Source organism: Shewanella sp. FeAMO, assembly GCF_053653955.1.
In genome coordinates this window covers 1,624,529-1,639,325 of the sequence record NZ_CM132201.1, presented here as the reverse complement: position 1 = coordinate 1,639,325, position 14,797 = coordinate 1,624,529, and the positions used below count along the sequence as shown (strand labels likewise).

Below are 14,797 nucleotides of genomic sequence, written 5' to 3'. Positions count from 1 at the left end.
GTGCCTGAAGATCCAACGAGGATCAAGGGAGCGGCGTTAAAACGCCTGACGGAAGCCGGCCCAGTAGGTTCGACCCCGGATATCGTACAGGTTGGAGTTATAGCTGCCGTCGTAGGCCAGCACTGGGCCCTCATCGGTGAGGTTGGTTACCCCCAGCGACAAGCTGTTGTTCCAGGGTAAGGTATAGGTGTAACTGAGGTTGTGATACCAGATACTGTCGAGTTCATAGAGCTTGCCGTCATCAATAGTTTGCCCCGTCGCCGGATCCCAACTGTCATCAAGAACATCCCAGCTGGTTTGACTACCGATAAAATTACTGAAATAGCTGACGGCATGGTCGCCATAGTTCCAGTCCAGCGTCAGATTCAATCTATCCTCCGGGGTGCCCTCTCGCCCGGCGACATCATCCCCCAGCACCTGTTCTCCGGCGCTGGCATAGGTATAGGTATACTTGAAGTAGTGTGACCAGCCGAGGCCCAACTTCCAGTCACCAAACTCTGTTTCCAGGGTGCCACTGAAGCTGAGATCCAGCCCCTCACGCTCACTGCGGCCGAGATTGAGTTTCTGACTCTGCACATAATCGATACGGCCATTACCCAAACGGGAAATCGCAGTGCCAGGATAGATATCGCTGACATCGGGTCTGGGCTGCCCCTGGTCATCTGCCGCCTGCCAGAGTCTTGCCTGGGTGCGGACGATTTCACTGGCCGACAACTCTTCGATCATATTGGTGATCTCCAGCGACCAATAATCTACCGAGACATTGAAATTGTCATTGATATCCCATACCAGCCCCAGGTTGTAGGATTCAGACTCTTCGGCTTTGAGTTCCAGATTGCCGCCGGTCAGGGTCGGTGCATTGTCGGTGCGGCTGCAAGAGTCGATATCTTCCTGATTATCGTAACAACTCAGGTAGTTGGTAATATCGCCATAGCTTTCGCTGGTGCCCTGATAGAGATCCGACAGAGTCGGCGCTCTGAATCCTGTGCCCCAGGATGCCCTCAACATCAAGGACTCCAGCGGCCGATAACGCAGCGACAACTGGGGGTTGAAGGTACCGCCGAAATCCGAGTAATCATCGTAGCGCCCGGCCAGATTCAACTCCAGCGAGTCAAATAATGGCAGCATAAGCTCGAAGTAGGTAGCCCAAACTTCACGCTCACCCTCGCCGCCACTGCCACCGTTGCCGCCGGTTATCATGCCGGCCTCAGCCAAGGCATCCTCCTTGGAATCCAGTGATTCTTCACGATAGGAAGCGCCGACATACAAGGCACTGAAGCCACCGGGCAACTCAAACAAATCCATGGAAGCGCCGCCATTGATATCCAGATAGGTAGCCGTCATGCGCTTATCATAGTTGGCGGTAGCGCCACCGGGCATGGGGGAATTCGGGTCTCTGGGGTCCCAGCCGACAAAGTTGTTGCTGTTTGTGTCCCAATGGCCGATAAGATCTGAGCTGGCGCCCTTGAGTTGATAGCCAGTCCCCCAAGTGAAGTTGCTGTATTTATTGTAGTTGAATGCAAGATCCCAACTGATAAAGTCGGCAGTGCCGTTGAGCGCCAGCAGATAGTCAAAGATGTTGTCATGATGCTCGGCGACCCTGTCACCCGCGGTATCGAAGCGAAAGTTCATTCCGGCAGAAGGGTCGGCCATCAGCTCAACCAACTCGAGCCCCTCGGCCGTGGTATAGGCGGGTAAACCATTGGGAATGCTGATCCAGGCCGGGACCGGCGCCGAAATATCCCGGGTCTCATTGGCGGCCCAATAGGCTCTGGCAGTCAGTTGCAGCGAATCACTCAGCTCATAGGTATAGTGCAACAGGGTATTGTTGCGGCTCTGATCCACTGTAGTGGCTGCGGCCTTGGTATAGTCATAGGCGCACAGGGTATCGCCGGGATAATCGCTGTCGTTCAGCACACCGACAAACTTATCACCATAAACATCGGCGCAGTCTCTGTCACTGTTGGCAAAGGGAGCCGAATAAACCCAGTTTCCTGCCGCCCCTTGGGTCAGCACCCTGCCGGTGGGCGAAACATTGACCCAATCCTGATAGTCGGATGCATCGCCACCCGGTACCACAAAGGGTTGGGTAAACCAGCGCTGCGACTGCATGATGGGTTTCTGCTCATAGTGTTCAAAGGTGAACACCAGATGGCCCTTATCGGAATTGAGTCCACCGGTGAACGACAGATTGGAGGAATCACCGCCTTCATTGCTGGGCCTGTCCATACGACCGTCGAGCTGGATACCCTCGAAGTCCTTCTTGAGAATAATATTGACCACACCGGCAATGGCGTCTGTACCGTAAATCGCCGAGGCGCCGTCTGTCAGTATCTCAATTCGCTCGACCGCCGCCATGGGAATAGTATTGATATTGGCCGCACCGCCATCCAGCACAGGGGACTTGGCCATACGTTTGCCATCCAGCAGCGTCAACGTATTGAAGGCCGAAGCCCCTTTGAGTTGTACCGTAGCCTGGGAACCCCAACCATTGTTGGAACCACCGCCCCAGGAACCGAAGGCGTTGAGGTTGGAGGAACGCAAGGCATCGCCGACCGTGGCAAACCCGGACTTGGCCAGCTCATCGGCGGTAATAGTGGTGATTGGGGTCGCGCCTTCCATATCGACACGCTTAATCCTCGACCCTGTGACTTCAATCCGTTCCACCTGTTCTGCCGCGCTCTGTTCGGCCCAAGCCGATGCCGAAGCCCCCAACAGGCAGGAAATGGCGATAGCCAATGGCTGCATTCTCATACTCGTTCTCCCTTCCTCTAATATTAATCAATCAGTTAGCTCTATTTATCTTTCTACTCCCTGGCTTGCCCCACTTTTGTTTTAACCCGTAGCGGTAACAAAACCGCAACTTTTATATCACATATTTTATTTTGTATACAATATAAAGGGTTAAAAAATTGCCCAAACTGTACTGCTGTAATCAAGCTTCCTCTAAAATAAAGGGGCGAGCCCATAGTTAGATTCAGGTCAAAACTTGTTTAACGTGAATGAGATAAAGTTCAACAAACCGGTCATACAGGAATAACGATAATGAATTACCGCAACTGGCCTATCGCCAAACAGATCGGCACACTGGCTTTTGTGCTGACGATTTTGGTGTTTGGCATCCTGAGTAGCATCTCCTACCTGACAGCCTCATCGACCTTGAAAGAGAAAGCGATAACCGCCATGGAGCAACAGATCCATGGGGTCGATGATCTGCTGGCATTGCAATACGAGAGCCTGTTGTCCCTGGCCCGTCGCAATGCCGATGTATTCAGGGCCATGTATCCAGGCCAATTCCATAAACCGGAAAACAAAACTGTCAGAGTCCTGGGGATAGATACCCCGGCATTGATGCATGAAAAGGAACAGCTCAACTCCTCCCGCAGTAAAGTCGACAGATATGCCAACCTCACAGGCGGGAATGCCACTGTGTTCGTTCGTGACGGCGATGACTTTCTACGTATTGCCACCTCACTGAAAAAGGCCGATGGCAGCCGCGCTCTGGGGACTTATTTGGGAACAAAACACCCGGGCTATCAAAAACTTATCCAGGGCCAGGTCTATGAGGGCTATGCCAAGTTGTTCGGCCGCGACTATATGACGGTTTACCGTCCGGTCAAGGATGTTCAGGGCTCAGTGATAGGTATTCTCTATATAGGCTTCGACATCAGTGACTCTCTGGTGCAGTTGCAGCAGTCGGTCAAACAGCTGCGCCTGGAAGAAAGCGGCAACTACCTGCTGCTGCGCCGCGCCGACAAAGTGGTGGTGGCTCATCCCAGCCTGGCTCAGGGACAAACCGTGACAGAGGCAGAGCTCGATGGCTTGCCACTCGATGAGCTGATGAACAGTGAAGGGGTCAAGGGCTATCACAACAGCAAAGGCGTGGAGATGATTGCCTACAGCGCCACCATCCCCGGCTGGAACTGGGAGCTTATCGGTCAGGTCAAAGCCGCCGAGTTGAATGAGGAAAGCCAGACTCTTTTACTGATCAACGCCCTGGTTGCCGTGATTGGTATTCTGGTGATCACCGCCCTGCTCTCTATCGTGCTGGTACGCACTGTCAAACCACTGCAAACCTTGCAGCGCCATATGGAAAACCTGGGCAAAGGCGACTTCAGCCATGATCTGCCCAAGCTCGACAGCCGCAGCGAAAACGAAGTGGTACGGATAAGCAACAGCGTCACCGAAATGACCCAGGGACTGAAACAGCTGATCCAGGCATTGCAAGGCTCAGTACAAACTCTGGAATACCAGGCCGAACAGGCCCAGGAAGTTGCCCGTCTCAACGGCGATGAAGCCCAGGCGCTAATGGCTCAAACCGATCAAATAGCGACTGCCATTGAGGAGATGTCCACTTCGATACGCGATGTGGCCAACCACGCCGGTGAAAGCGCCAACCAGAGCCAACAGGTAGACGAAGCCTCCCGCGCCGGACACCAGCAACTGACCCAGGTGGTGCAAGGGCTGGAAACCCTTAGCAGACAGTTGAGCGAGAGCCATACCGCCGTCGAAGGGGTAGCCAAAGAGAGTGAAGCCATCAACACCATCACTGAAGTTATCAATGGCATCGCCGAGCAAACCAACCTGCTGGCACTGAACGCCGCCATCGAAGCCGCCCGCGCCGGCGAACAAGGGCGCGGTTTTGCCGTGGTGGCCGATGAAGTGCGCACTCTGGCAAGCCGCACTCAGGCATCGATTTCGGAAATCGGCCAGACCATCACCTCGCTGCAGGCCAAGGTCAAGGACACGGCTACACGCATGGATCAGAGTCATCAGTTAGGTAATCGCTCCGCCGAGCAGGGAGAGGAAGCCAACAATCAGTTGACCGCCATTGCCCAGCGGATTGCCGATCTGGCGGTATCTGTCAGCAGTATTGCCAGTGCCACAGAGCAGCAAAGCGCGGTGGCCGATGAAGTCACCCGTAATCTGCACCAGATAACAGATCTGGCCCGCGAAGGCGATATCCGCGCCACAGAAACCGTCAACTCCGCCAGAGAGTTGACCGAGCTGGCCGCCGCCTTGAAGAAACAGATAAGTATTTTCAGAGTGTAACAAGTAAAAAGGCGCCCAAGTGGCGCCTTTTCATATCCTGCGGCAACGCTTAACGCTGATCCAATTGCGGTAAAGGCACCGCCTTCATCAGCACTTCGGTGGTAAATTTGTCATTGTTGATCACAGGGTATCTGTCATAGGTCTGGAATATCACTCGCCCCTGATACTGGATCATGGCCACCACACCATAGTTGACATTGGACTCAACGGTTTCCGCCGGCAAAATGAATTTGAACGGCACCGGCGCCCTGGCAATATCAAAGCTCTTTTGCGCCACGATTACCCCTGGGGTATCCAAATCTATGATGGCAATTGTGATACTCGAACCTTGAGGCAAGGCCACTCTTTCCAGGTAGCCCGCCGCCCCGTTGACGATAACCGGTGCCTTGGGGTCAACCGTAACACAGGCAGCGAGAAAGACTATCCCGGCGGCAACGACCAGCCCTTTTACATATTTAATCATCTTTCATTCCCTTATTTGGCAGTCATACGTATCAGGCCTTCCTGAGTGGCCGAAGCCACCAGTTCTCCCTGTTGGTTGAAGAACTGCCCTCTCACATAACCCCGGCCACCACTGGCATTGGGGCTCTCTATGGCATACAGCAACCACTCGCCCATATTGACCGGACGATGGAACCAGAGTGAATGATCTATGGTGGCCATCCGCATCCCTGGGGTCAGAAATGACACCCCATGAGGCTGAGCTGCCGTCACCAAAAAGTTGAAATCCGAAGCGTACGCCAACAGGTAATCGTGCATTTCATGCTCAGGCGGCAAGGCACCATTGGCCCGCAGCCAAACATGGCGTACAGGTTCAGTCGCCGCCGGTGCCACAGGGTTGAGCGGATTGACCAGGCGCATCTCGATGGGGGCATCGGCCATAAACTTCTCCAGCATTCTGGCGGGCACCTTATCCCTCATGGTCATCGCCAATTCCTGCTGATTGAGTATCCCTTCAGGGCCGGGAACCTCCGGCATTTCTGCCTGGTGGCTGAAACCCTCCTCCGGCTCCTGGAAGGAACAGGTCATGTAGAAAATCGGCCGCCCTTTCTGAATCGCCTTCACCTGACGGGCACTGAAACTGCCGCCATCACGCATGTTTTCGACTTCGTAGACTATCGGCAACTTTTCATCGCCTGCCCGTAAAAAATAGGAATGCAGTGAATGCACCTGGCGCTCTTGCGGCACAGTGCGACGGGCAGCGCTGAGGGCCTGGCCCATGACCTGACCGCCAAACACATGACCAAAACCCAGATCCTGGCTCTGGCCCCGATAAAGTCCAATTTCTATCTGTTCAAGCGCGAGCAGTGACAAGAGATCATCTAAAACCTGGCTCATAAAATTCTGTTAACTGGCTGACATATACCGCAAAGATTAACCCAGAACCGCCCTTCGTGACCAGAAGCCTTTATTCTATCTCTATATCATGCTCGGCGGCGGCCTGCCTGGCCCATTTGACGATTTGTGCCTCTCCGCTGTCGCTGAATCCCAACGGAGTGGCCACACTCAGCTCCGGCCATGCTCTGGCCAAAAGCTCAGGCGTACAGGCGCCGGCATGGAAATAGCCCGGCTCGGTTTCAGCCATTCTCACTCGGCTGATACTGCCAGCCGCCGCCAAAAGATGCTGGCCATTAGGCGCCTGCTCACTGAGCAGAAACAACCCGGCCGCCAAAGGTGCATTCACCCCAAACAGGGGTTGCACCGGCAGTGCCAGATGTTTTTCCGTCATGGGAGTGGTGACCATGGGGCAGAGGCTGTTCACGCGGATATTGTGATTACTGCCTTCACGACTGAGACTATTGGTTAGTCCAAGCAAAGCCATCTTGGCACTGGCCCAGGCACTTTCGAACAGATCGCCGAAAACACCGCTGACACCGCCGAGCAGCAGGATCCGGCCATACTCCTGTGCCTTCATTCGTGACCAGAGGCCGTGACAAAGGAAGAAACTGCCATCGAGATCCACCTGCAACTGCCGTCGCCACTGTTTGGCAGTCAACTTTTCAAATGAGCAGGGATGGTGGATCCCGGCGCAGGCCACCAGCAGCTCTATGGTGCCAAAGTGGTCGCAGGCTTCCTGCAACACCTTGGCGATCCGCTGTTCGTCGGCAACATCACATTGCCAGGCTTTGGCATCCGCCCCCAAAGCAGAAAGCGCATTCAAGGTATCTTTACAGCTGTCGATATCCAGCAGTGCCAGGCTGGCGCCCCTTTGTGCCAATCCTATGGCAAAAGCCCGCCCCAAGCCCGAGGCGGCACCGCTGATAAGGGCTGTCCTGCCCCCAAACCCCATCATATTAACCTCTGCATTAGCATTAAGCCCATGAAATACCGGGTATTCTTTAACAATAAGAACACATAAAACCCAAGGGTAATTTGATTATGGCTGCATTTTTTTAATCCGCACGGGTACAAATGTGCGCTGACTCAAACTCTGTTAAATGCATTTATCCGATTGTGCTAACTTTCAAGTGGAAAATTGGTATCCTTAGCTTGTTTTTCCGTCTTTAACTCTGAAGAAAGGACAAGATGAACCCCTGGATTTTAGCCTCACGGCCGCGCACCTTGCCTGCGGCGATAGGACCCTTGCTGATAGGCAACATACTGGCTCTGCAACTGGAGAGCTTCAGTTGGGCCATTGCAGTGGCGTCCATGGTCTGTGCCCTGTTACTGCAGATTGCAGTTAATCTGGCCAATGACTATTTTGATTTTAAAAACGGTATAGATACCGAGGAGCGACTGGGGCCGATAAGGGTCACCCAGAGTGGCTTGCTCGATCCGCAGAAAGTACGCAACGCGATGATTTTTTGCCTCTTGCTGGCATTGGTAGTGGGGTCTTTCCTCATTTGGCACGGAGGCTGGCCGATTGCCATCCTGGCGGCGGCTTCCATTATGGGTGCCCTGGGTTACAGCGGCGGCCCATACCCGCTGGCCTCACACGGCCTTGGCGAAGTGGCGGCCTTTATCTTCTTTGGCTTGGTAGCCGTTGTCGGCAGTTACTACCTGCAGGCCGGTGATACCAGCACCGCAGCCTGGATTTTGGGTAGCGCCGTGGGCCTGCTCAATGCCGCCATCTGCCTGGTTAACAACACCCGTGATATCTATACCGACGAGAAAGCCGGCAAGCGCACTTTGGCGGTACGCATAGGTGAGGCCCAGTCCAAGGTGCTGTATCAGGCGTTGGTTTACTTACCCTTCGGCCTGATTATCGCAGGCTTCCTGCTGGGTTTGCTGCCTGGGCTGCCTGTGCTGCTGACCGGCCTCGCGCTGCTGATGGCCCGCAGGCTGTCCAGCGATTTCACGCAAGTATCGGGCGCGGCGCTGAATCCCCTGCTGGGACGTACAGCCAAACTGACCATGATGTTCAGTGCCCTGTTCAGCTTAGGCTTGGTGTTTACCATTTAACCCAGGGAAGCAATAACAAAGGCTTCCACTGCCATGCAGTTGGAAGCCTTTTTGTTGCCCGGCGATTATGTTCTGCCCGACCCGGTTTTCCCTCAATCCAGCTTAATCAGCGGCCGCTTGGGGTCACTCCAATCCAGGTGATAATGCTCGTTGGCAGCTTGGTCTATGCGCTCAAAACTATGCGCTCCGAAAAAGTCCCGTTGTCCCTGCAACAGATTGGCCGGCAGCGTCTCACTGCGATAACTGTCGTAGTAAGAAAGCGCCGATGAGATGCAGGGCACAGGCACACCAGCAAGTACCGCCTTGGCAACCGTTTGCCGCCATGCCTGCTGGCGCGCCGAAAGCGTTGAAGCAAAGCCATCGGCCAACAGCAAATTGGCCAATTCCGGCTCGCTGTCGTAGGCTACGGCTATGGATTGCAGGAATCTGGCGCGAATAATACAGCCGGCGCGCCAGATCCTGGCGATGGCGGCAAAATCCAGTTGCCATCCCTGCTCCTGAGCCTGCATCGCCATCAACTGGAACCCCTGGGCATAACAGCTCACCTTGGCGCAATAGAGTGCACTCTCCAGGCCATCGATAAAGCTTTGTTGCTCGTCCGAGGCCGCCGATTGAGTGTCTCGCGCTTCGGGACCGGCCAACTTGCTGGCCAAACTCTGGCGCAGAACCTTTTGAGTGCTGATGGCGCGGGCATAAACCGCTTCCGCGATAGTGGGCGCTGGGCAACCTATCTGCAGGCTGCTGACAGCCGTCCACAGGCCAGTGCCCTTCTGCCCCGCCTTATCGAGGATCATCTCTACCAGAGGCTTGTCGCTCAATGGGTCCTGTTGCCGCAAGACCTCGGCGCTGATTTCCATCAGATAACTGGAGAGCACACCTGTATTCCAGCGCTCGAACACCCGGGCAATGGCGTAGGCATCAAGGCCCAGCACTTGGCTTAGCAAATGATAAGCCTCGCAAATCAACTGCATGTCGGCATATTCAATGCCGTTGTGCACCATCTTCACATAGTGACCGCTACCGGCCGGGCCTATGTAAGCCGTGCAGGGATCCCCTTGGGTAACCGGGTTGCCTGGCTCGAATCTCTCCAGCGGCAATCCGGTGTCACCATCCACCTTGGCAGCTATCGCCCGCCAAATGGGAGCAACCCGCTCCCAGGCCTTGATGTCACCACTTGGCATCAGCGAGGGCCCGAATCTGGCCCCCACCTCACCGCCGGATACGGCTGAGCTGAAGAAGATAAACTGATCGCGATAGCGCTGCTCCCGCGCTATGGTGTCTGTCCACAAGCTATTGCCCGTGTCTATGACTATATCCTCGTGCTCAATCCCGGCATCGAGCAGGGATTGGCATACGGCGTCAACCGCCGTACCGGCCGGAATGGACAACAGCAGGATGCGCGGTGTTGCTAAATTTGCCATCAAATCAGTAAGATTATTACAGCCAAACAGCAATTGTTCCCTCTCGGTCACTTCCACCTTGGCCTGGTTTTCGGCAGCAGCCACTTTACGACTGTCCAGATCGAACCCCGCGACCCGATAGCCGTTATCTATGATATTGAGAGCGAGATTCTTGCCCATAACACCCAGGCCTATGACCCCGATGTCAGAAAGATGCTTGTGGGTTTGCATTGTTATTAATTCCACGGGTAGCAGAGGAGCCGGCCATTTTGTGAGCAAACAGCCGGCCTTGAGTGGATTAATTATACTGATTAACGAAAGTTAATTACCAGTCACCCTTGGCGATAACCTTGTTTGAAAAACACGATTAACAGGCAAACCTCCGGGTTCAGCTGGCCAGTTTCAGCCCCAAGACACCAATAAAAATCAACAGTAAACTGCCGATTTTCATCAGGCTGGCGCTCTCGCCGAACAGCCAGATACCCACCAATGCCGTGCCCATGGCACCTATGCCAACCCAAACACCGTAAGCCGTGCCTATTGGCAATGACTTGGTCGCCAGCCCAAGCAAACCGACACTGATGGCCATGGCGCCCAAGGTCAGCAGACTCGGAGTTAACTTGGTAAAGCCCTGAGTATATTTAAGGCCTATGGCCCAACCGATTTCGAACAAACCTGCGAGGATTAAGAGTATCCAGTTCATGGACTCGTCCCTTTTTAAAAAGGGGTCGTCCCCGGTAATAGATAAGGCGCTTGCAGGGTCGTCCCTGCGGCCTGAATGATAAGGCTACATATGTAGCTTAAGTTGCAAGCCTGAATGTAAAGCTTGGATGCAACTACTTTGAATGTAACGACTTGTTGCCCAGAACGGAGCAGCGGCATCTTAGCAAAGGCCGACTAAAAGGGCAAAGTGTAAGAGGCGCGCCTTTGCAACATGAAAAACAGCTAAAAAAACGCCTGCCGACGGCAGGCGCAAAAGGAGAAAGTCAACCTCAGGCGTGCTCTTTCACCAGAGAATCGGCATAGCCCATGCGGGTCAGTGCGGTGCGTACCAGATCCAGAGTAGCGGGATCCTCTATGGTTGCCGGCGCCTTGAACTCCTGGTTGTCGGCAATTTTACGCATGGTGCCACGCAGTATCTTGCCGGAGCGGGTCTTGGGCAACTTGGGCACGGCGCTCACCAAACGGAATGCCGCCACCGGGCCTATTTCCTGGCGCACCAGAGCCACCAGCTCCTTGTGTAGCTGCTCTTCGCTCAGGGTATTACCCATCTTGAGCACCACCAACCCCAGCGGCACCTGGCCCTTGAGCTTATCTTCCACACCGATAACCGCTGCTTCAGCCACTGCCGGATGCTGACAAAGCACCTCTTCAAAACGTCCGGTCGATAATCTGTGACCGGCCACATTAATGATGTCATCGATGCGACTCATGATGTAAAGATAGCCCTCTTCATCCATATAGCCGGCATCTCCGGTGAGATAATAGCCGGGATACATGGCCAGATAGCTGTCATGGTAGCGCTTATCGTTTTGCCACAGCGTGGTCAGGGTTCCGGGCGGCAGAGGCAATTTGATCACCACATTGCCCGACTGCCCGGGAGCCACCTGCTCACCCATTTCGTCCAATACTTCCACCTGATAACCGGGCACGGCTCTGGCCGGTGACCCGGCTTTGACCTGAATAGGGGCAACCCCCATCAGGTTGGCGGCAATCGCCCATCCTGTTTCGGTTTGCCACCAGTGATCTATTACTGGCTTGGCCAGCTTCTCGGCCGCCCAGTTGAGGGTATCCGGATCACAACGTTCGCCGGCCAGAAACACATTTTTCAGGCAAGAGAGATCGCTTTGAGCTACATAGCTTGCCTCCGGGTCCTCACGTTTGATGGCACGAATCGCAGTCGGTGCGGTGAAGAAACTCTTGACCTTGTACTTGGATATGGTGCGCCAGAAAGTGCCGGGATCCGGGGTGCCCACAGGTTTGCCTTCAAACAGCAAGGTGGTGGCGCCTACCAGCAGCGGTGCGTAGACAATATAGGAGTGACCCACTACCCACCCCACATCCGAGGCTGCCCAGAAGACATCGCCTGCGTCTATGTCGTAAATAGCCTTCATCGACCAGGCCAGAGCCACGGCGTGGCCGCCATTGTCGCGCACCACACCTTTTGGCTGCCCTGTGGTGCCGGAGGTGTAGAGAATGTACAGGGGATGAGTGGCTTCGACCGCCACACAATCGGCCGGGCTCGCCTGACAGATGGCATTCTGCCAGTCATGATCCCGCCCGGGCTGTAACTCGGCCTGATACTGGCTGCGGCCGAGAATAAGGCAATTTTCCACCTTGTGCTCAGACTGTTCCAGCGCCTTGTCCAGTAATGGCTTATAAGGCACAACGCCTGAGGGTTCTATACCGCAGGAGGCAGACAACACCAGTCTGGGTTTGGCATCGTTGATCCGGGTTGCCAACTCATTGGCGGCAAAACCGCCGAACACCACTGAATGTATCGCCCCTATGCGGGCACAGGCCAGCATGGCAAACACGGTTTCCGGCACCATGGGCATATAGATAACGACTCTATCGCCCTTATTGATACCGACAGATTGCATCCAGCCCGCCAGGCGGCTCACCTGCTGCTGCAATTCGTTATAGCTGATGCCGTACTCGGTATCTGTTACCGGGCTGACATATTGAATGGCGGTCTGTTCGCCACGCCCTGCGGCCACATGCCTATCCACCGCGTTATAGCAGGTGTTGAGCATGCCACCACTAAACCAGCGGTAAAATGGCGCCTCACTCTCATCCAGCACCTGCTCCCAGGGCTGTTGCCAATCTATGGCACGGGCACACTCGCCCCAAAACTGTGTCTTGTCCTCGAGTGACGCCTTATACAGGGCTAAACCCGGATCTATCATTATCTGTCCTCCCAAAGGACGCCGTTCTGCGACGGCACTGCGTTCCCTTCCTTCCTGGGACAATTAATAGTCTTTTTTGGCCCCGTCCCCAATTAGACGTTAGCCTAAAACCCTGCTCTAACTGCGCCTTTTGGCCTCAGGGCATTTTGCTGTTTATCCGCTCCTGCCTTCAAAATGATTGGAATGCAAACATAGGCATAGCGAAGGGCGACATGCATTGCTATCTGCTGCTGTGAGATAAATGAACAGCCAACTGAAACGAGTGTTTCAATACGGGCAAAGGCCGATGGCAGCAGGGATTGACACCTCACAGTTCGCAAAATGCCACAACAAACTTTACCTTTACGTAAACTTCATATATCTTGCCAAACAAGTTCCATTTTATGGTGTTATCGATGAGCGCAAACCACAATCCACAAACCACTTACTCCATCAGTGATCTGTCAAAGGAATTTGATATCACCACCCGCAGCATCCGCTTCTATGAAGATCAGGGGCTGCTCAAACCCAGGCGTCGTGGTCAGACCCGTATCTACAGTCTCAAGGACAGAGTCAGACTGAAACTTATTCTGCGCGGCAAGCGTCTGGGCTTTTCCCTAGCGGAAACCCGCCGACTGTTTGAACTCTACGATGCCGACAAGAGCAGCCATGCACAGCTCAATACCATGTTGGCCCTGATCGAAGAGAAGAAAACCTCACTGCAACAGCAGATGGACGATATCAAGGTGGTGTTGATGGAACTCAATTCTGCCGAACTTCAGTGCCGTCAGGCGCTGGATGACATGGAGCAGGAAAAAGCCTGAGCCATTGACCAAACACCATAATAATAAAATAAAAATATTAACTTACAGGACATCAAGCCAATGAACTCTCTCTACTCAAGCCTCAACTTTGGACTCGGTGAAGAAATCGATATGCTGCGGGATGCAGTCAACGGTTTCGCCGCCAATGAAATCGCCCCCATTGCCGCCAAGGTGGATCAGGACAACGCCTTCCCCAACGAGCTTTGGCCTCAGTTCGGCGACATGGGGCTGCTTGGGATAACAGTCCCAGAAGAGTTCGGCGGTGCCAACATGGGTTATCTGGCGCACGTAGTGGCCATGGAAGAGATATCCCGCGCTTCGGCGTCCATAGGTTTATCCTACGGCGCCCACTCCAACCTGTGCGTCAACCAGATCAACCGCAACGGCAATCAGGCCCAGAAGGAAAAATACCTGCCCAAACTGGTCAGCGGCGAGCATATAGGCGCACTGGCGATGAGTGAACCCAACGCAGGTTCGGACGTGGTTTCCATGAAGCTACACGCCCGCAAGGAAGGCGACCGTTACATTCTCAACGGCAATAAAATGTGGATCACCAATGGCCCGGATGCCCACACCTATGTGATTTACGCCAAAACCGACTTGGACAAGGGCCCGCACGGGATTACCGCCTTTATCGTCGAGCGCGGCTTCAAAGGCTTCTCTCAGGCGCAGAAGCTCGACAAGCTGGGAATGCGCGGCTCCAACACCTGTGAACTGGTATTCGAAGACTGCGAAGTCCCGGAAGAAAATATTCTCGGCGGCCTCAACCAGGGGGTGAAGGTACTGATGAGTGGCCTGGATTACGAGCGGGTGGTACTCAGCGGCGGCCCTCTTGGGATAATGACCGCCTGCATGGACATAGTGATGCCCTATATGCACGAGCGGGTGCAGTTCGGCAAATCCATCGGCGAATTCCAACTGGTGCAGGGCAAACTGGCCGACATGTACACAGGCATGAATGCCGCCAAGTCCTATATCTATAACGTCGCCAAGTCCTGCGATCGCGGCGAAACCACACGTAAAGATGCCGCCGGTGCCATTCTCTACAGCGCCGAGCTCGCCACCAAGATGGCACTGGACGCCATTCAGCTGCTGGGCGGCAACGGCTATATCAACGAATACGCCACCGGCCGTCTGCTGCGCGATGCCAAGCTCTATGAAATCGGCGCCGGTACTTCGGAAATCCGCCGCATGCTCATTGGTCGCGAGCTGTTCAACGAAACCAAGTAAT

At 54.4% G+C, this 14,797-nt stretch carries 11 protein-coding genes; 4 read left to right on the top strand and 7 right to left on the bottom strand.

The genetic code is table 11. The features are described 5' to 3' along the window. Positions 1 to 36: 36 nt before the first annotated feature. Positions 37 to 2,754: a TonB-dependent receptor gene (locus ACWAU4_RS07390; protein WP_454290516.1), complete on the bottom strand. Its 2,718-nt coding sequence runs from the start codon at positions 2,752 to 2,754 to the stop codon at positions 37 to 39. 291 nt (positions 2,755 to 3,045) lie between these two features. Between ACWAU4_RS07390 and ACWAU4_RS07385 the strand changes: the two genes are divergently transcribed. Continuing rightward, on the top strand, positions 3,046 to 5,052 hold the full coding sequence (locus ACWAU4_RS07385) for a methyl-accepting chemotaxis protein (RefSeq protein WP_454290515.1): 2,007 nt from the start codon (positions 3,046 to 3,048) through the stop codon (positions 5,050 to 5,052). A 49-nt stretch (positions 5,053 to 5,101) separates the two neighbouring features. On the opposite strand, the gene ACWAU4_RS07380 is transcribed toward ACWAU4_RS07385, so the two are convergent. The 3 genes from ACWAU4_RS07380 to ACWAU4_RS07370 all read right to left on the bottom strand — a co-directional run bounded on the left by ACWAU4_RS07380 (position 5,102) and on the right by ACWAU4_RS07370 (position 7,345). Next, positions 5,102 to 5,515, bottom strand: a complete 414-nt coding sequence (locus tag ACWAU4_RS07380) for a YbaY family lipoprotein (RefSeq protein WP_028779093.1) — start codon at positions 5,513 to 5,515, stop codon at positions 5,102 to 5,104. 11 nt (positions 5,516 to 5,526) lie between these two features. Then, positions 5,527 to 6,390, bottom strand: a complete 864-nt coding sequence (gene tesB / locus ACWAU4_RS07375; protein ID WP_025889848.1) for an acyl-CoA thioesterase II — start codon at positions 6,388 to 6,390, stop codon at positions 5,527 to 5,529. Between the two features lie 70 nt (positions 6,391 to 6,460). Further along, positions 6,461 to 7,345, bottom strand: coding sequence for an SDR family NAD(P)-dependent oxidoreductase (locus ACWAU4_RS07370; protein ID WP_129979596.1), 885 nt, complete (start codon positions 7,343 to 7,345; stop codon positions 6,461 to 6,463). Positions 7,346 to 7,578: 233 nt separating this feature from the next. Between ACWAU4_RS07370 and ACWAU4_RS07365 the strand changes: the two genes are divergently transcribed. Beyond that, positions 7,579 to 8,454, top strand: coding sequence for a 1,4-dihydroxy-2-naphthoate polyprenyltransferase (locus tag ACWAU4_RS07365; protein WP_025009392.1), 876 nt, complete (start codon positions 7,579 to 7,581; stop codon positions 8,452 to 8,454). A gap of 92 nt (positions 8,455 to 8,546) precedes the next feature. Here ACWAU4_RS07365 and gndA read toward each other — a convergent pair whose 3' ends face one another. The 3 genes from gndA to ACWAU4_RS07350 all read right to left on the bottom strand — a co-directional run bounded on the left by gndA (position 8,547) and on the right by ACWAU4_RS07350 (position 12,763). Beyond that, the gene (gene gndA, locus ACWAU4_RS07360; protein ID WP_208194060.1) at positions 8,547 to 10,085 is read right to left on the bottom strand and encodes an NADP-dependent phosphogluconate dehydrogenase; all 1,539 of its coding nucleotides are present in this window, start codon (positions 10,083 to 10,085) and stop codon (positions 8,547 to 8,549) included. Positions 10,086 to 10,242: 157 nt separating this feature from the next. Continuing rightward, positions 10,243 to 10,557 carry a quaternary ammonium compound efflux SMR transporter SugE gene (gene sugE / locus ACWAU4_RS07355; protein WP_025889847.1) on the bottom strand — a complete coding sequence of 105 codons (315 nt, stop codon included), beginning with the start codon at positions 10,555 to 10,557 and terminating at the stop codon, positions 10,243 to 10,245. Between the two features lie 289 nt (positions 10,558 to 10,846). Continuing rightward, positions 10,847 to 12,763: a propionyl-CoA synthetase gene (locus ACWAU4_RS07350; protein WP_144225914.1), complete on the bottom strand. Its 1,917-nt coding sequence runs from the start codon at positions 12,761 to 12,763 to the stop codon at positions 10,847 to 10,849. 395 nt (positions 12,764 to 13,158) lie between these two features. On the opposite strand from ACWAU4_RS07350, the gene ACWAU4_RS07345 reads away from it, so the two are divergent. Together ACWAU4_RS07345 and ACWAU4_RS07340 are read left to right on the top strand one after the other, a co-directional pair. Continuing rightward, positions 13,159 to 13,566 carry a MerR family transcriptional regulator gene (locus ACWAU4_RS07345; protein WP_025009395.1) on the top strand — a complete coding sequence of 136 codons (408 nt, stop codon included), beginning with the start codon at positions 13,159 to 13,161 and terminating at the stop codon, positions 13,564 to 13,566. 60 nt (positions 13,567 to 13,626) lie between these two features. After that, positions 13,627 to 14,796 (top strand): isovaleryl-CoA dehydrogenase, encoded by a 1,170-nt coding sequence (locus tag ACWAU4_RS07340; protein WP_025889846.1) that lies wholly within the window; start codon positions 13,627 to 13,629, stop codon positions 14,794 to 14,796. Position 14,797 lies beyond the last annotated feature (1 nt).